The organism is Paenibacillus sp. FSL E2-8871 (assembly GCF_038000345.1).
In the GTDB taxonomy this organism is placed as follows: Bacteria; Bacillota; Bacilli; order Paenibacillales; family Paenibacillaceae; genus Paenibacillus_AQ.
This window is the reverse complement of the sequence record NZ_JBBOBV010000001.1, coordinates 3746173-3766917: the sequence shown is the minus strand read 5'-3', so window position 1 is coordinate 3766917 and position 20745 is coordinate 3746173. Positions and strand designations below refer to the sequence as shown.

The following is a 20745-nucleotide window of genomic DNA, read 5'->3' as shown; positions in this document are numbered from 1 at the left end:
TAAGGGAGTCGGGATAACAATGAAAGCAATAGAACACGGATATGAGGAGCAGCCCGTTCTGGCGGGAAGTGACGAACTGGAGCAAATTGAGATTGAGCTGCTTCTTGATGGAGTACACCGTTTATATGGCTATGATTTCCGGAATTATGCGTTGCCTTCATTAAAACGACGCATCTGGCATCATGTTCATGCGGAGAATGTACTCACCATATCCGCGCTGCAAGAGAAGGTTCTGCATGATCGGGCTTGTTTTGAACGATTTGTTTACAGTCTCTCTATTCCTGTTACTGAAATGTTCAGGGATCCAGGATTATTTCTAACTTTTCGCCAGAAGGTAGTTCCTTTGTTAAGAACCTATCCCTATATTCGTATCTGGCATGCCGGATGTTCCACTGGGGAGGAAGTTTATTCTATGGCCATCCTGCTACATGAAGAAGGGCTTTATGATAAAGCTCGAATTTATGCCACAGATATGAATGAGCGTTCTTTACAGCAGGCTAAGGAAGGCGTTTATGATATTAGCAGAATGAAGCAATACACAAAGAATTATTTGGAGGCAGGAGGTACTCGGGCATTTTCCGAATACTACACTGCGAAGTATAACTCAGTCATTTTACAACCGTATTTACGCAAAAATATTATTTTTGCTGAACATAATTTAGCTACTGACACTTCTTTTAATGAATTTAATGTTATTTTCTGCCGAAATGTAATGATTTATTTCAATGATGAGCTTCGTGATCATGTTCACGGGTTGTTTCATGAAAGTCTAAGTCGCTTTGGAATCCTTGTTCTGGGCTCTAAAGAGTCTATTCACTTTACGAAATATAGCGATTGCTATGAATCTTTAGACAGAGTGGAGAAAATATACCGTAACATAAAATAACGCATGAAGGAGGGTGGTCCTATGGGGTTTCAAGAACCAATTCATATACTACTAGTCGACGACCGTCCTGAAAACTTGCTGGCGCTGGAGGCGGTACTTGAGAGCCAGCATTATGAGCTAGTCAAAGCCACCTCCGGTGAAGAGGCACTGCGGTGTTTGTTAAGGTATGATTTTGCTGTCATCGTACTGGACGTACAGATGCCAGGTATGGATGGAATCGAAACCGCAAAATTGATCAAAGCCAGAGAAAAAACAAAGGATATCCCCATTATTTTTATCTCTGCGAACAGCAAGGAAGCGGAGCACTTATTCGCTGGTTATTCGGCAGGGGCTATTGATTATATGGTCAAGCCTTTCATACCACAAATTTTGAACTCTAAGATACAAGGCTTTGTCGAAATGTACATCACGAGTAAGAAGCATCAGACTCAAACCATGCTGCTGCAGCAAAAGACGAAAGAACTGGAAATTATTAATAGTGAGCTTATTAAGGCAAAAGAAGAGGCGGAGATTGCCTCTAAAGCAAAGTCGGAATTTCTTGCTATGATGAGTCATGAGATTCGTACACCTATGAACGGCGTAGTTGGCATGATCGATCTGTTAATGGAGACGGATCTTACTTCTGAGCAAAAGGAATATTCGGAGATCATTCGGAAAAGTGCCGACACGTTGATTACGGTAATTAACGACATTCTTGATTTTACTAAAATGGAATCCGGAAAAATGGAAGTTGAAGAGCACTTATTTGAACTTCGAAATTTAATTCAAGAGATATTCAGCCTCTTCTCGATAGAAGCGGGAAAGAAGAACCTGGAGCTCGCTTATTTTATTGATCAGAAATTGCCTCGGCTTTTATATGGGGATATGGCTCGTTTACGCCAAGTTTTAATTAATCTGATCGCTAACGCAGTTAAATTCACAAATCAAGGTGGGGTCTATCTAGTCGCCTCGATCAAGAGCGTTGCGGATCATAAGATGGAAGTTGAATTCACAATTATGGATACGGGGATTGGTATTTCTCCAGAGAAATGTGACCGATTATTTGAGCCCTTTTCGCAGCTTGATTCTTCCATGACACGAAAATATGGGGGAACAGGTCTGGGACTAGCTATATGTAAATCTCTTGTCGGAATGATGGGCGGAGAAATTCGGGTAGAATCGATGGAGCAAAAAGGAGCCACGTTTATCTTTACGATTCAGGCATCTATGCCAGGAGAAGATTTGATAGGTGGATATCAAGAAGAGGAATCCACGCATCTTGTTCCCAATCAAGAGGGGAGAAGTAGAATCCTTGTTGTGGATGACCATCCGATTAATCAGCGTCTAATGGTCAGCATGCTGGATAAGCTGGGCTATGCGGCCGATATGGCTGAAGATGGTCAACAGGCTGTGGAGATGGCGATTAAACATCCTTATGATTTTATCTTTATGGACCTTCAAATGCCAGTGATGGATGGCTTGGAGGCGACCGCTCAAATTCGTCGAGAGGGTGGTCCTGCTGCGGAGAAGACCGTTATCATTGCAATGACGGCGAACGTTATGGAAGGGATTCAGAATCGCTGTAAGGCCTCTGGAATGGATGATTACATCAGCAAACCGCTGAAGATGAGTAATATAAAACAAATTATTTCTCGATATTCTAGCAACGACAATGTATTAGTAGAACCTGATATATCTATTTTCCAAGCGTAATCTAGTATTTACCAATCCGTTTTTTAACGTTATCTGATTCAAAGGTATATCATTAAGGTTATTAATATAGAAAATATTTGTTCAGGAGAGATCGTCTAATGAATACGCATAAAAGTAACAAGTTCCATGCTAAGACAGAAACCAAAGGGAATGTATGCACAGTTTTCCTGAGTGGTGAACTTGATTTATCAGTTGCTTCCGATTTCCGCCTGGTTATGGAGCCACTTGTGGGAGATACCAAACTAGATCTAGTTATTAATCTAAAAGAATTAAAATACATCGATAGCACAGGGATTGGTATTCTACTTTCGATCCTGAAATCAAGACAAGGAATGGACGTTAAGTTTATGGTTGAGGATGTTCCTCCACAAATTCAGAAGCTGTTTGACATGACTGGTATTTCCAAGTTTTTTGCCTCCCAAGAGAATTCCCACTAGGAAAGGATAGAACAAAGAATGAGTGATGATGTGCAAAAAGTAATTCTTCAGTTGCCTGCTAGCGCAGAGTATGTGGATATTGTTAGGTTGAATTTATACGGCATTGCCTCGAAAATGGGTTTCACCTATGAGGATATAGAAGACATGAAAGTGGCAGTGTCAGAGGCGTGTAACAATTCAGTATTATATGCTTATGGCCAAAAAGACGGAGTAGTAGATGTTATTTTTGAGGTAGAAGAAAGCTCCTTATCCATTACAGTCAAAGACGAAGGGGAGAGCTTTGACGGCTTGGACAAGTCTAATGAACGTATGACACTGCATGATAAGGAGTTAAGTGACGTTCAGGTTGGCGGGTTAGGGTTCTACTTAATGCAAGCGTTGATGGATGACGTTAGTGTCGTAAGTGAAGCCGGAAAAGGGACGGTGGTAACTTTGAAGAAGCACCTTAATTTTAGCGAGGAGAAAGTATGAGTGACAAAGTGACTCCCCCCGAGTCCATGAATGAAGCAGTCACTCAAATTTGGGAGTATCAGCAGACCAAGGATAACGATCAGGCGACGTTGCTGATACAGAAATATGAGCCTATGGTGAAAATGGCTGCTGGGAAAATTTCCCGTAATCGCCCCGACTTGTATGAGGATTTATATCAGGTCGGGCAAATGGCGCTCATCCGGTTACTGCAGCAATATGATATCAGTCTCGGAATCCCTTTTGAGCCCTATGCGATGAAAAGCATGATTGGACATATGAAGAATTATTTGCGTGATAAATCTTGGTACATACAGGTTCCTAGACGGATTAAAGAAAAAGGAGCGCTTGTTCAACACGCGATTGATGAACTTACAGTGAAGCTTGAGCGTTCTCCTGCGGTCGATGAGATCGCTCATTATCTTGATCTGTCTGTTGAAGAAACTGTAGAAGTACTGGCAGGCAGAGAATGTTACCATTACGTATCTCTAGATTCACCGCTTTCCCAAGAGGAGACTGGAGCTACGCTAGGGGAGCTTATCAGCTCTGATGCGAACGATTACGAGACTGTAGAGAAACGAATGGATCTGCAGCAAGCACTAGGACAATTGAAGGAGCAAGAGCAGCAAGTGTTGCTGCTAGCCTTCCAAGATGGTCAATCCCAGCGGGCAATCGCTCAGAAGCTGGGGGTTTCACAGATGAGCGTTTCACGGATACAGAAGCGGGCCACTGAGAAGTTAAAGCAGATTATGGCCAACTCATCCTATTGAGCTCCTTTATGTGTAATATACATTACTTGGATTTGAATTCTATTGTTCGACGATAAGGACATGCCTCTCTCCGTGTGGAGAATAGCATGTCCTTTATTTGTGTTCCGCAACGCTCTTACCCCGCTTGTCCGGCTAACCTTGAAGGATTAGCCGGACAAGCGGGGTAAGGGGGAGCGGTGATAGATGGGCGATAGGTAGCCCAGTTGTTAGCTGTTCGCATCGATGTATTTTTTGATCTCGCCAAGGTACTCACCAATCACGGGAACATCAAGAAATAGGCTAAGAATGTAGCCCAGAACACCAAGGACTACGAACGTTCCGAGAGATAGGCCGAGACCTCGGGATATACCGGCCATCAAGTTTGTGATAATTCTTTTTTTTGGATCTGAGTAGTTATCAAGGATGTCCTTAAATTCTGATTTTTCTAGTGAGTCAGCAATCTTATCCAGACGATTGTTTAAGCGTTTGACCTCATGCCGTAATTCGAAAGGATGTTCATCAATTTCATATGCTTTTGTTTGGCGATTTGATTCTCCCATGGCGCACCCCTGCTTTCTGTAGCCCGAACGGGCATTCATTAAGGATCTATTCAATCAGATGAAACTTTATAGAGGGTATAACTAAACAACAGCCAGCTGCGGACAGCTGGCTGTTGTCGGATGAAATGATAGCTGTATTATGCCGCAGATTAGTAACTGGATTTATAGGAGGATTTAACATCCTCTTTCGCATCTTTAGCCTCATCGGCGACTTCTTTAGAGGATGCTTTGGCTTCGTCAGCCACTTCTTTAGAAGCGTCTTTAACATCAGAGGCTACATTATTTGAGGCTTCACTTATAGTGTCACCAATTTTGCTGCCTGCGTCTTGAAGGGTAGCGGCAATTTGCTGCTTGCTGTCACTGACAGTAGTGTAGATATCAGAGGCTTTGACTGAAACCGTACTAGCCAGATCGGTTGCTTTTTCACCTACCGTTGTGGCAATGGCTTTGGTCTTGTCAGTTACGACACCAGCAACTTCTTTGGTTTTGTCAGTAGCAAGCGTAAGTTTATCGGACAGATCACTGCGCATTTCACGACCAGGCTTTGGTGCAAATAACAGGGCTGCTGCAGCACCTATTAAGCTACCAATAAAGATGCCTTTGAAAAAGTTGCTACCGTTTTCTACTTCATGCTCTACTTTATGTTCTACGTTACTCATCACCAATCACTCCTTATAAGTTATCTTACTTCGTATTTAAACTTTGGCGTATAGGCTGAAACAATTGATGAGCAAGGCGTAGATGGCGAGGGGCTCTTGTTATGGACTATTTATTAACAGCTTGGAATACCGCATAGCCGAATTCGGACAGATTCAGATGTAGTAATGATGTGAATTTTTCTGTTCGCTTCTGCGTCTCTAGGTTTACCCATATAGCATCCATCCCGGGTACAGGAATGGTGGCGTCGACTAACACCTCTTCATTGTTGAGCACGATTAAGAAGCGGTTATGTTCGTCCCACCGTTCATATACAAGCAGACTTGGGTGGTCCGGGATCTCCAGCGATTTAAAGCCGCTACTACGGAACGCAGTATGCGACTTACGAAGACCGATCGTCCAACGATAGTATTCGAACAGTTCCCTGTTCTGTTTCCGGATGTCCCACTCCATACATTTACGATTATCTGGGTCATATTCACCTTCCATACCGATCTCATCGCCATAGTAAATACATGGTGCTCCCTGAAAGGTCATTTGGAACAAAACGGCCAGTTTTAATCTTCGGATGTCACCACCGCAAAGGGTCAGGAAACGAGTTGTATCATGGCTGTCTAATAGATTAAAAGTGGCCTCTGTAATTTGCTGCGGGTAATCCGCTAGCATAGAAGCAATCGATAGAGAGAATTGTGAAGCATTAATTTGTCCGTGAGCGAAGAAATTAATCTGAATATTGGTTAGTGGGTAATTCATAACGGCATCAAATTGATCGCCAAGTAGCCACGGCAAGGAATCATGCATAATTTCGCCTACAAGATAGGCTTCTGGATTAATGCTTTTGATCGTATTACGGAATTGTCGCCAGAACGTATGAGAGACTTCATTCGCCACATCAAGCCGCCAACCGTCTACACCGATTTCCTCAATCCAATAACGACCAACGTTCAACAGATAATCTCTAACTTCAGGATTCTCAGTGTTGAATTTTGGCATGATAGGCTCGAATGCAAATGTGTCATAGGTGGGAATTCCGTCGATGACTTGTGGTGGCCACTCACGCACATGAAACCAATCGGCATAACGGGATGAGCGCCCGTTGGTGAGCAGATCAACAAATGGCGGAAAGGTATGGCCGCAATGATTAAAGACACCGTCTAGAATGACGCGGATACCTTTGGAATGACAGGCGTCGACAAGTTCTTTTAGCAAAGCGTTGGTTCCCAAATGAGGGTCCACCAAGAAATAATCCTTTATATCATATTTATGATTGGTGGTTGCCTCAAACAGAGGATTGAAATAGATGGCGGTAATGCCCAATTCACAGAGATAATCCAAATGATCTAGTACACCTTGCAAGTCTCCTCCGAAGAAATTCCGGGGACTCGGCGTACCGCCCCAATCTAGCACATCTGCCGGATCGTTAGTAGGATCGCCATTTGCGAAACGCTCCGGAAAAATTTGATAAAATACTGCATCCTTCACCCATGCTGGAGGGGAGTGTACATCTTCACGGTTCAAGAAAGGAAAGTCGAATAAGCCCTCATATATTATGACTGGAGGCTCTGAGAAGAAGCCTTTTTCCAAATAATAAAGGACCTCATCTTTGTTATAAAGTGCAAAATAGTAAGTGAGTCTGCGATAAACAGGACGGACCGCAGCCTGCCAATAATCGAATAAGCTGTCAGAAGCCATGTGCTGCATGGGAATAACCTCATGGGTTTTGTCCCAACCGTATTTATCTCCGCAAAAAAGATCAATCTTTGACACGTTATCCCGTTTAGTTCTTATGCGAATATGCAGTGTAGACTCATCGTAGGCATATGACCAATTCTGCCCCATGCGATGATAAACAGCTTCTTGTTGAATCATAATCAATTTCCATCCCTTCGCGGCATGTAAACGCAAAAAAGGGCCAACCTCATGATAATCAGAGGTTGAACCCTTGGCGGTTTCATTGCCTTTAAATTTTGTCTGAATCTTAACATACCCCTCAAGATTAAAGCAAGAGATTATTTCACATGAATTCACAATATGGAATATTTAGTATGTAGCTAAAAAAAGGAGAAAATATAAGAAAAAACAAGAAAAGTGCTATTAAATCACCCCGTTTGGATCTATACTCTGATTGCAATCCAAATTATGGGTATTATAGAATGAGGGCGAACGAACTTGATTTTTCTTAATACGCAAACAAATTAAAGGCACTGTTACCTAAAAGGTACAACCTCGGCACTTTGTGCAAATGAGGTTGTACCTTTTTTGCATGCTCTTTTTCTATGCGTGTTAGGTCTAATCACTTATGAATAAAGGGGAGATGAGCAAATGAAGAAGAGTAAACGATTTAAAATGCAAGCGGTATCATTTAGTTTGACCCTAAGTATGCTGTTGGCATTGACCGTTACGGCTTGCGGTTCAGGCAATGGGAACTCTACGGCTCAGCCGAATTCAAGCCCGAATTCCACAGTGAACGAGCCGGGGGGAACTACAAATGAGACGAATCCCGCCGAAGAGGAGCTGAAACCGGAAGCTGGGGCCGAATTAACGGTCTGGGAAGCCAAGGAGCAGGTTGAGTACATGAAGCAGGTAGCCGCTGAATTCGAAAAAGAATACGGCGTTCCTGTCACGGTTGAGGAAATGGCGGGCGGCGATCAGGGAACAAGGTTGGCGACAGATGGCCCGTCCAAACTAGCCGCCGATGTGTTGACTCTCCCGCATGATCAGATCGGTCAGGCTGTCAAAGCGGGATTGCTTTTGCCAAATGATGTGTTTGAGGAAGAAACGAAATCAACTATGGTGGAGACAGCTATTCAGGCATCGACTTATGACGGTATCCTGTACGGTTATCCTAAATCGGTGGAGACCTATGCGCTGTTCTACAACAAGGATCTGATATCCGAAGCTCCAAAAACCTGGGATGATGTGATCGCTTTTGCCAATACGTACAATAAGCCGAAAGAGAACAAATTTGCGATCATGTGGGAATTCGTCGGGTATTACAGCTATCCATTCATTGGCAGCTTCGGCGGATACATTTACGGTGACAACAATACGAATGTCAAGGATATCGGCTTGAATAATGAAGGCACCGTCAAAGGATTTACTTTTCTCCAGAGCTTAAAAGGAATTCTGCCATTGAATGCAGGAGATATCACCTATGACGTTAAAACCCAATTGTTTCAGGAAGGCAAGCTGGCAATGAACATCGACGGGCCTTGGTCCATAGCGATGTTCAAGGATCATGTTAACCTTGGAGTGGCGCCTCTTCCTAAGGGACCTGATGGTCAAGACAGCATTTCTTTTTCCGGTGTTAAATCGTATTATGTCAATTCCTATACGGTATATCCGGTCGCTAGCCGCTTGTTCGCACATTTTGCAAGCAGCAAGGAGAATCAGCTAAAGAACTTTGAAATGACGGGTGCGATTCCTGCGAGCATTGAAGCCGGAGAAGCGCCGGTAATCAAAGATGATCCGATTATAAGTGGATTCTTCGAGCAGTTCCAACACTCCGTGCCGATGCCTTCTCTATCGGAAATCAAATCCGTCTGGGAACCGCTAAAGGCAGCTTTTGTATCCCTGTGGAACGACCCGGGTCTTGATGTTAAGCAGACGCTCGATAAGACTGTATCAACGATTCAGGCCGATCTGGATTCGAAGTAAAGGACAGGTGACTTGAGCTATGCACAAAAAAACAGGTGCAGCGCTACTCTCGGCTATTATTCCGGGACTGGGCCAGTTCTTCAATCGACAGTGGCTGAAAGGATTAGTATTCCTGCTGGTGGGGTCTGCTGGAATCTATTTTATTGCTCATGATCTAATGGGTTATTTGCGGGGATTGATCACACTTGGTGAATTTCCAAGCCGTATGGTCAAGGTAGGTAAATTAACCCGGATGGTGGAGGGCGATCACTCCATTTTTATGATGATCAATGGTCTGATGTCATTGCTGGCGCTGCTGTTTTATACAGCTTTTCATTTACTGAATATCAGGGATGCCTTTCTAGTTGGAGCTGCGCGGGACCGGAATGAGCCCATTCATTCATTCGGTGAATCGCTCAGACATATGGGGCGTAGAAACTTCGCCTATCTTGTACTAGCGATTCCTTTTGTGGCAGTGGTTTTTCTGACGATATTGCCGCTTGTTTTTTCGGTGCTACTGGCGTTTACGAACTATGCCGACCCGATTTTACCGCCTGCGCATCTAGTAGAATGGGTGGGGTTCGGTAATTTTAATAAAATGCTAAGTTTGGATGTATGGAGTTCAACCTTCGGCGGAGTGCTGACTTGGACACTGATCTGGGCGATTATTGCTACTGCGACGACTTACATTGGAGGTGTGCTCATCGCTGTACTTATTCACCAGCCCCGTGTTCGGTGGAAAAAGCTTTGGCGTACACTGCTGATCGTTCCCTTTGCTATTCCTAATATGATTTCTCTGCTCGTCATGCGTAATATGTTCAATAATCAGTTCGGACCGATCAATAGTTATGTAAGAGCTTTGGGATTGGAGGGGGTGGCCTGGCTGACTAATCCTTTCTGGGCAAAGGTCACCGTAATTCTGGCTAATATGTGGATCGGAATTCCGGTTACCATGATTCTGGCCTTTGGGGTACTGACAACGATTCCAAGGGATATGTACGAAGCTGCTGAAGTGGACGGTGCTGGGGCATTCTACAAATTCCGCATGGTTACACTGCCTATGGTACTGTTCGCGACTGCTCCAATCCTGATCATGCAGTTTGCCGGTAACATTAATAGCTTTAACGTCATTTACCTGATGACCAACGGAGAACCGGTTAATCCGGATTACCAGTACGCGGGCCATACCGATCTGCTGGTGACTTGGCTCTACAAACTGGCGCTTAACCAATCGCAATACAGCTTTGCTTCCGTAATCGGGATTGTCATCTTCCTGCTGGTCGCGACCTTCTCCATCTGGAGCTACCGCCGAACGCGATCCTACAAAGAGGAGGATATGATTGCATGAAGCCAAAACTGACAGAAGCGTTTAAAACGATTGGAAGCCATTTGCTACTGATTGTGCTCAGTTTTATTAGTCTTTTTCCAGCGTTTTGGATTATTATGTCTTCATTCAAGACGGGAAACAGTTTGTTCAGCGACTCGTTGATTCCTAAAAATTTCACGTTCATTCATTACAAGGAACTGTTTGAGCAAACTAAATATTTGATTTGGTTCATGAATACACTAAAGGTTGCAGCGCTGTCTACGCTACTTGGCACTTTTCTGCTGCTGTTGACTTCGTATGCCATCTCTCGCTATCGGTTCACGGGCAGAAAAACGACACTGACCGCGCTTCTAGTTCTGCAAATGTTTCCGGGATTCATGGCTATGATTGCAGTTTACGTGCTGCTGAACACGCTTGGGCTACTGAATTCCCATTGGGCACTTGTGCTTGTATACAGCAGTGGCGCCATTATCACCAATGTGTTTGTGGCTAAAGGTTTTTTTGATACTATTCCTAAAAGTCTGGAAGATGCTGCGCGGATGGACGGGGCGAGTCATATGAAAGTTTTTCTCTCTATAATGATCCCGCTGTCCAAACCGATGCTTACCTATGCCAGTCTTATGATATTTAATGGCTGCTTTGTGGATTTCATATTCGCGGACCTTGTATTGCGTACGGAAGAGACGAGAACGCTCGCTGTCGGGCTTTTCCGGATGGTGAATCAAAGCAATTCGACCGAATTCACATTGTTCGCCGCCGGAGCGGTGCTGGTTGCTCTCCCGGTCACGCTACTGTTCATTTTCCTTCAGCGTTTTCTGGTGGACGGTCTGACCGCGGGTGCAAGTAAGGGTTAATTCGATTTGCGCTCCCACTCTACAGCAGTCCTGAATTCCATAAAAACCACTTCCTTTTCAGAAGAGCAAGAATCTGAAGCGGAAGTGGTTTTTTAATTTAAAAGCTTCATTTATGTTCCTGTCATTCAGGATTTATTGCTGATGGAATTGTTTTTGTGTGGTTTCTAAAATCTTCTTGGTGCGGAGAGGATTGAAGAATGATGAAAATAGGAGTAGAATTCCTCATGGAACTAACACTTAAGGGAGTTTGTGATGTATAAAAAATCCCCGGAGCACGGGGTTATTTTCTAGCATTTATTAAATGTAGAATCCTAATAAATCCTTGTGAGTTATAGAGCAGCAAAGAGAAAAGAGGAGAGTTACCATGGAAACAGTATTAGTACGAGAATATCGGTCAGATTTGCTGGAATGTGTCCATAGCGGACATATTGCTATCGTAGGAGAAAACGGGAACGTAAAGGGCTATGCAGGTGATCCTGAGTTTGTATCCTTTACCCGTTCTGCGGCCAAGCCACTTCAGGCTATCCCAGGCATTCGTGGAGGAATCGTGGAGCATTATGGTTTTACACCCGCAGAGGTTGCCCTAATGACTGCTTCTCACCGAGGAGAGAGCTACCATGTTGCCGCGCTAGAGAGTATTTCCACCAAGATTGGAATCGATGAGCAACAAATGATATGTGCCACTAGCTATCCACTGGATTATACGAGTAGAGAGAATGCCATTCGCGGCGCGGGCAAAAGAAAGTTCTATCATAACTGTGCGGGCAAGCACATGGGGATTTTATCGTATAGTAAGCTCAAAGGACTACCACTTGAAGAATACTCTCAGCCGGAGCAAACGGTTCAGCGTGAAATTATAGATACGATTGCTTATATGTCTGGTGTAGCACCAGACAGTATTGGTCTAGGTACGGATGGATGCGGTCTGCCGGTATTTGCCATGCCTTTGACAGCCTTGGCGACTGCGTATTTGAAATTAGCCAATCCTGATTTAATTGCTGACGAGGCAACTCGTAGAGCGGTCACTACGATCACTGCGGCCATGAATGCTCATCCGGAGATGGTTTCTGGGTCTGGACGCCTTGATTCAATCCTTTTGGAAGATGAAAATATTATTGCTAAGGGTGGATTTAAAGGCGTATATTGCTTCGGGTTGCGCCGCGAGCGACTGGGCATTGCCTTCAAGATTCTGGATGGATCAGAAGAAGAGTGGGGACTTATTGTACAGGGGATTTTAAATAAGATTGGATACAGTCAGAAAAATACTTTGGAAAAGCTGCGTAATACATTTTCAGGTGTGATCTACAATGATGGTGGTACACGGGTAGGTCATGCAGATACAGAATTTCAGCTTCATTTCATGAAATAGGAACTTAAAAAGGAGCCCCTCGCTGCGCATCCATCTCGGATTCGCAGCGAGGGGCTCCTTTTGTAAACGAAGAACAATTATTTCTGACGTAGACGGCCGAGTTCGGAGACGAGCGCTTCTACCTGAGAAATACTGAGTCTATCGCTGCCCATGGCTACCTCATAGACATCGAAGATATCTTCATATTTATCTACTGAAAAAGCGGAGGCTTGCATTGCAGCAGCACTTGCCATCTTCAGTTTGTTCTTGATGGCCTCGATCATATATTCAACATTTTCCTGACTAGGTTGTGTTAAATCCATAGGGTTATTAACATCCTTTCTGTACACTGATTCATGTATTTTACCATGATTGTGAGCTTGATCACCATTTTTTTGTCGAGCTCACAGAAATCATGTTAAATTAAAGGCATGAAATCAAAAATATCATCGAAAGGAGGAAAGGTATTGGCAATTAGAGAACAGGGAAGCGGTAAACGAAGCAAAATGGACGATGTAGGATTGGTGTCCTTTTTTATGGATATTGCAGCGCTGCATTCAGCTAAGAAAGTTACCTTTCTGTGTATCGGAACGGATCGATCTACAGGTGATGCTCTCGGTCCACTAACAGGCAGCAAACTTCTGGAATATGGCTTCCCGCACGTAATCGGTACGTTGCCATCTCCTTGCGATGCAGATAATTTGGTGGCCAGAGTCGCTGAGATTCCATCTGAGCATATCATTATTGCTGTGGATGCTTGCCTAGGACCTCCAATAGCTCTTGGATATTACTTCGTTTCGAATGAGCCGCTTCAGCCAGCACAATCGGTGGGGGTATGGCTTCCTGCAGTGGGGCATTATAGCTTGGCGGCGATTGTAGATATCAACGGTCCCAAGCCCTATCGGACGCTGCAGACGACTCCACTACATAGAGTTATGGTTATGGCTGAACAAATTGCCGCCGCAGCAGCAAAAGGGTTTGGAATTGGGCGTTAAGAATAGGATGCCGGTTTCAAGGAGAGCTGTTTTGCTTAATAATAGATATTAGTTAATATATCTTAGTATTTTGGAAAGAGGGAAGCAGCCATGGAAAGAGTACGTTGTGACGGAAGCAATATTTGCTACAGTGATCAGGGGAAAGGCGAGGTTATTGTATTACTGCATGGCTTTTGTGGAAGTGCTGAATACTGGGAACAAATCATTCCCATCTTAAGCAGCGACTACCGAGTGATTGCTCCCGATTTACGTGGTCATGGAGCTTCAGAGGCTCCACTAGGCCCCTATACTATTGAACAAATGGCAGACGATGTTCTGGGCTTGTTAGATACACTAGAAATTTCTGAATGCACCATGCTGGGACATTCTCTTGGTGGGTATATTACACTTTCGTTCGCGCAGCGGTATGCCTCTCGATTGAAGGGCTTCGGATTAATCCATTCTACTGCATATCCGGATAGTGAAGAAGCTCGGGAGAATCGATTGAAAAGTGTCAGCAGGATTCAAAATGAAGGCATTACTCCTTTTGTGGATAGCTTCGTCCCAGGAATTTTTGCTAAAGCAACCGCTTCTGCATCACCGCAGCTGCTGGAGCGAGCTAAAGAAATTGGTTACAAAACGCCTCCACAAGGAGCAGCGGGAGCTGCACTGGCGATGCGCGAGCGTCCGGATCGGCGTGATGTGATCACAGCTACCACGTTGCCGGTACTACTTGTTGCTGGCGAGCAGGATGAACTGATTCCTGCGGAGCGCATCTTTACTTCGGATAAACCAAATATAACGCAAGCTACGATTTCTGGAGCGGGCCACATGAGCCTCTTTGAAGCTCCTGAACGGTTAGCTGAGGTTATCAAGGAATTCACCCAAGCTACGGTTAGTATTAACAGCCATTCGTGATCGCTGAAATAATAATTCAAAAAGAGGCAGCTCCGCGTCAAAGTAACGCGTGGGCTGCCTCTTTTTTAGGAGCCTATTGAAACTTGCGGATTCCCAATCCGGCAAAGATAGCTATGGTTGTTACGCCGCCAATGAGGAAAGGCATTTAATGTCAATAAGTAGAAGGATTCTAGTCATTATTTTTCCCGGAATTGCTTTAGTGGCATAGCGTAGTGCAATGGTTTAAGATAAATGAATAAAACACATATAATACCTAGATACAAAAGCTTCACAGTTACAGTATGGAAAAGGGGGAAGTTCATGTTCCGAAGAGACTATATTGTCCGAATGATCGAAGATATGACGGCGATGGTTGCCAAGGTTCTAACGCTGAAGCAAGAGCGAAAGACAACGGAAGCCTTATGGGAAATTGATGAGCTATTGAACCGACATTTTCCGCTGAACTCACGTCTTTTAAATTCACTATCTGTAGAAGATATTATAGATATGTTCCGGTTTAACGGTGTATTGGAGTCAGATAAGCTTCAAGGTGTAGCTAAGCTGCTTAAGGAAGAGGGCAGCATTTATGCTGCAAATGGCGATCATGACGCGGCACTATTCAGAAGTATGAGAGCACTGCATTTATATTTGTACGCAGATTTGTGCGGCGCTGATCGAGAAATGCTGCAGATGACGGAGGATATTAATGAACTTCTGGAGGAAGTCAAAGCGTATCGGCTTCCAGCCAAGACGGAACGGCTGCTTCTAGATTATATGGAGTCAATCGGACATTATAGTAAAGCGGAGGACAGTCTGTATCGACTATGGGAGCAGGGAGAAGATGTCTCACTGGAAGGTGATGAATTGTACAGACGGCTGCTGCTTAAATCGCCAGAAGAATTGGAACAAGGCTCGCTTCCTATCCATGAAGTGGAACAAGGATGGAAAGAGTGGCGCCGGATCACAGAAGTTCGGAGGGAGTCGGAAGCCTAATGAATACCCCTTTATTTATTATCGATGCCTTTGCAGGAAAAGCATATTCAGGAAACCCGGCAGCAGTATGCTTGCTGAAGCATCCAGTCGACGAGGCATTTATGCTTAAGACAGCAGCAGAAATGAACTTGTCAGAGACGGCATTTCTCTGGCCGGAGAATGATGGATATCGTCTGCGCTGGTTCACGCCCAAGGTTGAGGTTAATTTATGTGGCCATGCTACTCTAGCGAGTGCACATATATTATGGGAGGTGGGATTGCTGGATCCAGAGGTGGAAGCTAGATTTTATACACGCAGTGGGTTGCTTAGAGCTTCTCGTGCGGATGACCTCATCTCACTGTACTTCCCGCCTTATGAGCTTAAGTCTTCTCCTACAATTCCGGCTCTTATAGAAGCACTTGGTATTACAGAAGCAAATGTGGTAGAAACTATGCTCTATGCTGACAATGTACTTGTACGGCTCGATCAGGAATCCCTAGTTCGCGAACTTAGTCCAGACTTCGGGGCTTTATCCCGGCTTGAAGAGCGAGCCTTTGCGGTTACTGCAGAAAGCTCCATCGAAGGCATTGATTGTGTGTCACGGTTCTTTGCACCGAAGATGGGGGTAAATGAGGATCCGGTCACAGGCTCAGCGCATACTGCGCTAGCACCTTTCTGGGCTAGTCGACTTAACCGTACGCAGTTGACCGCTTATCAAGCTTCCGAACGAGGAGGCTTACTTCAACTTGAGGTAAGCAAAGATCAGATTAAGATGTCTGGCCGGGCAATAACTATTGTTAGTGGAGAGCTGCATGTGAAGCCCTGATAGGCTACCTCTTGTAGAGCCGTGATATAATGGAACGATGATGGTTAGGAGACATAGATTCTCCATTTTTAATCCCGAAAGTGAGATGTGCGTTGTGGAATCTTTAAAAGCTCTTATTGAACAACTGATTAATGACCGTACCTTGATTATGGCTACCTTAAGCCAAGTACGTAACAAAGGGGAGACCTGTACGAAGGTACAGATTAAACCTGTCGAACTAAAAGGTAAGTTGCATTATCAGTTTGCGTCCTATATTGGTACAAAGGTTGAACATCGCAACGTACCGGCAGAATTAGCAGCGGAGGACATGACTCTTTTATTTAGAGAATCATATCGCCAAGGCTTGTTATGCACGGTGGAAGCGGATTATCAGGTGCTGATTAGCAAAAAATTCAAAGTATCCATCCTTACCAAGTCTCCAAGTAAAAAAGAAGAGCCGGATCTGGCACACAACCGCCGCAAGCGTTATGTGCTGGAGGATGGAGAACCTGTGCCATTTCTTGTGGAGCTTGGCATAATGAACAGAGAAGGAAAAGTGCTGGCCAAGCGATACGATAAGTTCCGGCAGATCAACCGTTTTTTGGAGATGGTTGAGGATGTGCTTGCCGATCTGCCAACGGGACGGCCATTAACGATTGTTGATTTTGGATGTGGTAAATCGTATTTGACCTTTGCTCTTTATCACTATCTGACCGTCCGCAAGAAGCGGGAGCTTAATATTATTGGACTTGATTTGAAAGCGGATGTAATTGAGCATTGTAATGAGCTTGCTGCGAAAATCGGTTATGATCACCTGAAGTTCCTTGTGGGTGACATTGCCGAGTACGATGAGCTGGATCAGGTAGATATGGTTATAACGCTTCATGCTTGTGACACAGCTACAGATGCTGCACTCGAAAAAGCAGTACGTTGGGGCGCCTCCGTCATTTTGTCTGTGCCTTGCTGTCAGCATGAATTGTTCGCGCAGATTGAGAATGAAGTAATGAGTCCGATGCTTTCACATGGGATACTTAAGGAACGTTTCTCTGCCTTGGCTACGGATGCTATCCGTGCCAAATTGCTCGATATGATGGGTTATAGCAGCCAGCTGCTGGAATTTATCGACCTGGAGAATACACCGAAGAATATTTTAATCCGCGCCGTTAAAAGCTCGGGTGGTGATAACTCCGTCAAATGGCGTGAATACACCGCATTTCGTGATTTTATAGGGGCGAAACCTTACCTTGAGCGCGTATGTGCTGACCTGCTTCCGAGTGGAATTTCGGTGGAGGGATAATAGCACGGCATTTTAGGAGCGGTAAGTTGCTTTAGTAGTATCTTGTGCAGCTATATATGCTTTGAAGATGCTTTTTTTGGACTTAATTGTACTCTGTACACTTAAAAATGAACAATTCTCCGCATATGGCGGAATTCTCGAAAAATAGTTGTACATTATGCAATTACATTAGGACGCAGTAGCGAATATCAGAGGTTAGTTGCACTTTTTGCAACTATAAAGCTTTTTTGATGAGAATTGGGACGGTACAGCTCCTTCGTGGAGAGGTATCGTCCTTTTTGCATTCTAGTTTTGCGAAGGGGAAATGTGGAAAGGATAGATATAACTTAACGAATATAGGGGTATCTAAATGGGGAGCGTTAACAGAGAGCGGAGTCTGGATTCAATAATCGTATATTTTAGTGCAGCCTTAGTCATCACAGCCGGAGTAGGAGCTTGTTTGCTGCGTGGATTTTTTTTTACAGAGGAGATGTATCTCTTTCTGACCCTATGGTTTGTGATGTGTTCTGCGGCTTTGCTTTATTTGTACATTGGAGTAGGCAAGTGGAGAAGTAGCGCAGGGGGAGCAAGTGGAGTACGTAGAGCTTTGAAAATAATGTTGACTGCACCTTTAATAGTTCTATCACTCTATCTGATTCATTGGCTAAGAGATCCTCTTTCGGCACAGGGAACAATGAATGAAATATTACGGTGGGGCTTGTATGCTAGCTTTGCATTTTTGGTTTGTTTTTGCGCGTTGAATCGGGTGGGGCGTCAGCTTATCATTGCTGCGTGGTCTATTTTGGGCATATTCTTAAGCATAAGTGCTTTGCTGGCAGTGTGCGGGGTGGTAGAGTTACCTTTCGCTATAGCCTACAGTAATTCATCGGAAGTAAGCATTACAGGTGCCAGATTAGCAGGGGTGATGGAATATCCTAATGCCTTTGGTGCTGTGATGGCTGTTTTTCTACTGGAGCGGCTGTTTGCTGTCGCTGCTTATTATGTAAGACCTCAGAAGAGTGTGGATGGATGCGATAGATTGGAACGGCGAGAACCGCGCAGCACGGCCGCCGCGCTGCTGCGCTTGCTGCCGCTGTTCCCGTACGCCGCCGCGCTGCTCCTCAGCGAGTCGCGCGGCGCGTGGCTGACGGCGGCTTGCGCCTGCGCCGCCGTCTTGCTCTGGAAGCGGCAGCTCATCGCGCCGCTTCTTGCCGCTGGCGCCGCGCCCGTGGTCGCCGCGGCGCTGATCTACCGCCAACTGGCCCGTGCCGGGTTGGCGGTAGAGCCTTTGCCCGGCCTGCTGTTGCTGGCCGGGCTTTGGGCCGGCGCGTTGCTAGCCGGCCTATGGCTGTGCCGCCGCCAGCGCAGCGCGGCGGGCATTGCCCGAGCCGCCATGCTAACATTGGCGGCAGCAGGTTGGACGGCGGCGGGCACCGCCGTCCTCCTGCACGTGCGCGAGCGGATCACCGGACCGTCATCGACGGTATCCGCGCGTGGTCTGTTCTACCGCGACGCCTGGCGGCTGGCGGTAGAGGCACCTTGGCTGGGGCGCGGGGGCGAGACTTGGCGGAGTTCATACCTCGCCGCCCAATCTCGCCCTTATGTTGGCAGCCAAGTGCATAACGGTTATCTCGACATCCTGTTGAACCTAGGATTTGTCGGCCTGGCAGCCATACTGCTTATGCTGCTAGCAGCAGGCTGGCTGCTGGCTCAGAGATCGCCGCGTCTGCTGCCGCCATTTTTGGTTATCGTTATGCATAGCGCAGTCGATTTTGACTGGAGCTACGGATTAATCTGGCTGCTGCTTTTTTGGCTGCCAGCACTTGCCCTGTCTGAATATGAGCAGAAACATCAATCTGCGAATACTCGCTTTACGTCCATAAGTTTGCTCACAACTCATTTCGCGTCCGCGAACCTCAGCGCCCCTATCCCTGCATTCGCGAGCATGTCACCCCCATATTCCCGCCGACTATTCATCACTGTCGCCTGCTGCCTTTGTCTCATGCTATCTGTATTGTCCCTTCACGCCGCACAAGGAGAGAGGTACTACCGGCAAGCAGTTCAGACGGTTGATCCCTCGGTGAAGGTAGATTTGCTAGAGCAATCACTAGCGTGGAATCCCCAGTCTCCCAAAACAGCTGTAGCATTATCCAGGCTACTTACGGGTGAACAAAGCGTGAGTATACTCCAGCAGAGTTTGCAATATTCTCCGGATAATGCAAGTTTAAACTGGGAAATGGCTAGACGATGGATGTACAGTGATGATCCGGGAGCTGCATTATATTGGATACGTCGAAGTATTCAGCTTGATAAATACAACTCTGTTAAGTGGGTCAAAGGGATTGAAGGCATGCTTATGATGGGCCGGAAAAAGTTAGCGGAAGGGAATCGAATGGAGGCCATAAGCTGTATTGCCTCAGGGAACGAGCTTCTGCGGGAGTATAGAGTGTTGGCAGAATACGAGGGAAGTAAAGGTGAGCAGCATAATGACCGGAAGTTCCAAATAACAGAACAAGCCGACGACCTGAGTCGACGGCTTAGTGTATTGGCTTCACGATTTTAACTGACGTGAAATGATCCAAGAGTATAGAACAGGAACGAGAATAACAAGTACAAGAGCTGTAATAATAAGGGTCTGAGACAAGACGCCGCTCAAAAAGGCTCCCCCAAAAATAAGCAACCCGCCGATCATCCACATTCTTCCGGAAAGACGATGTGTTTTTCGCCACACCTCTGGGCTAGAGAGCGTCCATGCTGTGCGAACACCGAACAAATAATTATCTTTTACCTGTGGCATGTAGTTGCCGAGCGCAATAAACATCACTCCTATGGCTCCTATAGCAATTTTACCCACATTGATATCTTTACCCAGACCGTAAGCAACCGTGAGCACGAGCATGAGATTAAAAAGCACCCCAATGGCGAGTCTGCTCATAGCATAGGCATTTTCGAACTTCTTATAATTTTCCCGTTTAGGATCGATGCTACGTGTGAATTGCATGATCAGCGGAAGCACAATACCCAGGATTCCGAACATAAAAATAGCTATGTTTTTATCCCAATACCGATTGACTTTACCCGAAATTCCCCACTGCGCGGGCAGCTCCTGTGGCAGCTTGCCATAATTGATTAAAGCATAAACTAATGAAGCTAAACCTAATATCACAATCAGTGTATCTTGCCATCTCCATTTAAAATCCTTCATC

20 protein-coding genes are annotated in these 20745 nt (G+C 45.3%); 15 read left to right on the top strand and 5 right to left on the bottom strand.

The genetic code is table 11. The annotated features are described in order from the left end of the window. Nucleotides 1-19: 19 nt before the first annotated feature. The 5 genes from NYE25_RS17140 to NYE25_RS17120 all read left to right on the top strand — a co-directional run bounded on the left by NYE25_RS17140 (nt 20) and on the right by NYE25_RS17120 (nt 4253). Nucleotides 20-886: a CheR family methyltransferase gene (locus NYE25_RS17140; protein ID WP_076300661.1), complete on the top strand. Its 867-nt coding sequence runs from the start codon at nt 20-22 to the stop codon at nt 884-886. A gap of 21 nt (nt 887-907) precedes the next feature. Next, complete coding sequence (locus NYE25_RS17135) at nt 908-2578, top strand: response regulator (RefSeq protein WP_341146455.1); 1671 nt, start codon at nt 908-910, stop codon at nt 2576-2578. Between the two features lie 98 nt (nt 2579-2676). Then, nucleotides 2677-3015 (top strand): STAS domain-containing protein, encoded by a 339-nt coding sequence (locus NYE25_RS17130; protein ID WP_042131044.1) that lies wholly within the window; start codon nt 2677-2679, stop codon nt 3013-3015. 18 nt (nt 3016-3033) lie between these two features. Beyond that, complete coding sequence (gene rsbW, locus NYE25_RS17125; RefSeq protein ID WP_042191848.1) at nt 3034-3486, top strand: anti-sigma B factor RsbW; 453 nt, start codon at nt 3034-3036, stop codon at nt 3484-3486. Next, nucleotides 3483-4253 carry a sigma-70 family RNA polymerase sigma factor gene (locus tag NYE25_RS17120; protein ID WP_042131042.1) on the top strand — a complete coding sequence of 257 codons (771 nt, stop codon included), beginning with the start codon at nt 3483-3485 and terminating at the stop codon, nt 4251-4253. Before rsbW ends, NYE25_RS17120 begins: the two co-directional genes overlap by 4 nt. 206 nt (nt 4254-4459) lie before the next feature. Here the strand turns inward: NYE25_RS17120 and NYE25_RS17115 are convergent, their stop codons facing one another. The 3 genes from NYE25_RS17115 to NYE25_RS17105 all read right to left on the bottom strand — a co-directional run bounded on the left by NYE25_RS17115 (nt 4460) and on the right by NYE25_RS17105 (nt 7318). Continuing rightward, nucleotides 4460-4792, bottom strand: a complete 333-nt coding sequence (locus NYE25_RS17115) for a DUF5665 domain-containing protein (protein WP_234538930.1) — start codon at nt 4790-4792, stop codon at nt 4460-4462. 149 nt (nt 4793-4941) lie between these two features. Beyond that, complete coding sequence (locus NYE25_RS17110; protein ID WP_076300659.1) at nt 4942-5451, bottom strand: YtxH domain-containing protein; 510 nt, start codon at nt 5449-5451, stop codon at nt 4942-4944. A 106-nt stretch (nt 5452-5557) separates the two neighbouring features. Continuing rightward, on the bottom strand, nt 5558-7318 hold the full coding sequence (locus NYE25_RS17105; RefSeq protein WP_341146454.1) for a glycoside hydrolase family 13 protein: 1761 nt from the start codon (nt 7316-7318) through the stop codon (nt 5558-5560). 453 nt (nt 7319-7771) lie between these two features. Here NYE25_RS17105 and NYE25_RS17100 point away from each other — a divergent pair, with 453 nt between their 5' ends. The 4 genes from NYE25_RS17100 to NYE25_RS17085 all read left to right on the top strand — a co-directional run bounded on the left by NYE25_RS17100 (nt 7772) and on the right by NYE25_RS17085 (nt 12635). After that, entirely contained in the window at nt 7772-9106 is a 1335-nt protein-coding gene (locus tag NYE25_RS17100; RefSeq protein ID WP_341146453.1) for a sugar ABC transporter substrate-binding protein, read from the top strand. 19 nt (nt 9107-9125) lie between these two features. Continuing rightward, entirely contained in the window at nt 9126-10433 is a 1308-nt protein-coding gene (locus NYE25_RS17095) for a sugar ABC transporter permease (RefSeq protein WP_042191843.1), read from the top strand. Then, nucleotides 10430-11266: a sugar ABC transporter permease gene (locus tag NYE25_RS17090; protein ID WP_042131038.1), complete on the top strand. Its 837-nt coding sequence runs from the start codon at nt 10430-10432 to the stop codon at nt 11264-11266. The genes NYE25_RS17095 and NYE25_RS17090 overlap by 4 nt, the downstream gene beginning before the upstream one ends. 364 nt (nt 11267-11630) lie before the next feature. After that, a complete protein-coding gene (locus NYE25_RS17085; RefSeq protein ID WP_341146452.1) occupies nt 11631-12635 on the top strand; it encodes an asparaginase in 1005 nt (334 codons plus the stop codon). A 77-nt stretch (nt 12636-12712) separates the two neighbouring features. On the opposite strand, the gene NYE25_RS17080 is transcribed toward NYE25_RS17085, so the two are convergent. Then, the gene (locus tag NYE25_RS17080) at nt 12713-12937 is read right to left on the bottom strand and encodes a DUF1128 domain-containing protein (RefSeq protein ID WP_042191840.1); all 225 of its coding nucleotides are present in this window, start codon (nt 12935-12937) and stop codon (nt 12713-12715) included. Between the two features lie 144 nt (nt 12938-13081). On the opposite strand from NYE25_RS17080, the gene yyaC reads away from it, so the two are divergent. From yyaC to NYE25_RS17050, 6 genes are all read left to right on the top strand, one after another. After that, on the top strand, nt 13082-13609 hold the full coding sequence (gene yyaC, locus NYE25_RS17075; protein ID WP_341146451.1) for a spore protease YyaC: 528 nt from the start codon (nt 13082-13084) through the stop codon (nt 13607-13609). A gap of 90 nt (nt 13610-13699) precedes the next feature. After that, the gene (locus NYE25_RS17070; RefSeq protein WP_341146450.1) at nt 13700-14506 is read left to right on the top strand and encodes an alpha/beta fold hydrolase; all 807 of its coding nucleotides are present in this window, start codon (nt 13700-13702) and stop codon (nt 14504-14506) included. Between the two features lie 300 nt (nt 14507-14806). Next, the gene (locus NYE25_RS17065) at nt 14807-15478 is read left to right on the top strand and encodes a DUF6483 family protein (protein ID WP_341146449.1); all 672 of its coding nucleotides are present in this window, start codon (nt 14807-14809) and stop codon (nt 15476-15478) included. Beyond that, the gene (locus NYE25_RS17060; protein WP_340972852.1) at nt 15478-16284 is read left to right on the top strand and encodes a PhzF family phenazine biosynthesis protein; all 807 of its coding nucleotides are present in this window, start codon (nt 15478-15480) and stop codon (nt 16282-16284) included. The genes NYE25_RS17065 and NYE25_RS17060 overlap by 1 nt, the downstream gene beginning before the upstream one ends. 85 nt (nt 16285-16369) lie before the next feature. Further along, on the top strand, nt 16370-17560 hold the full coding sequence (locus NYE25_RS17055) for a class I SAM-dependent methyltransferase (RefSeq protein WP_341147740.1): 1191 nt from the start codon (nt 16370-16372) through the stop codon (nt 17558-17560). A 349-nt stretch (nt 17561-17909) separates the two neighbouring features. Then, nucleotides 17910-20102 carry an O-antigen ligase family protein gene (locus tag NYE25_RS17050; RefSeq protein ID WP_341146448.1) on the top strand — a complete coding sequence of 731 codons (2193 nt, stop codon included), beginning with the start codon at nt 17910-17912 and terminating at the stop codon, nt 20100-20102. Here NYE25_RS17050 and NYE25_RS17045 read toward each other — a convergent pair. Continuing rightward, nucleotides 20091-20744 (bottom strand): SdpI family protein, encoded by a 654-nt coding sequence (locus NYE25_RS17045; RefSeq protein ID WP_341146447.1) that lies wholly within the window; start codon nt 20742-20744, stop codon nt 20091-20093. The two genes, NYE25_RS17050 and NYE25_RS17045, sit on opposite strands and share 12 nt — an antisense overlap. Nucleotide 20745: the final 1 nt, after the last annotated feature.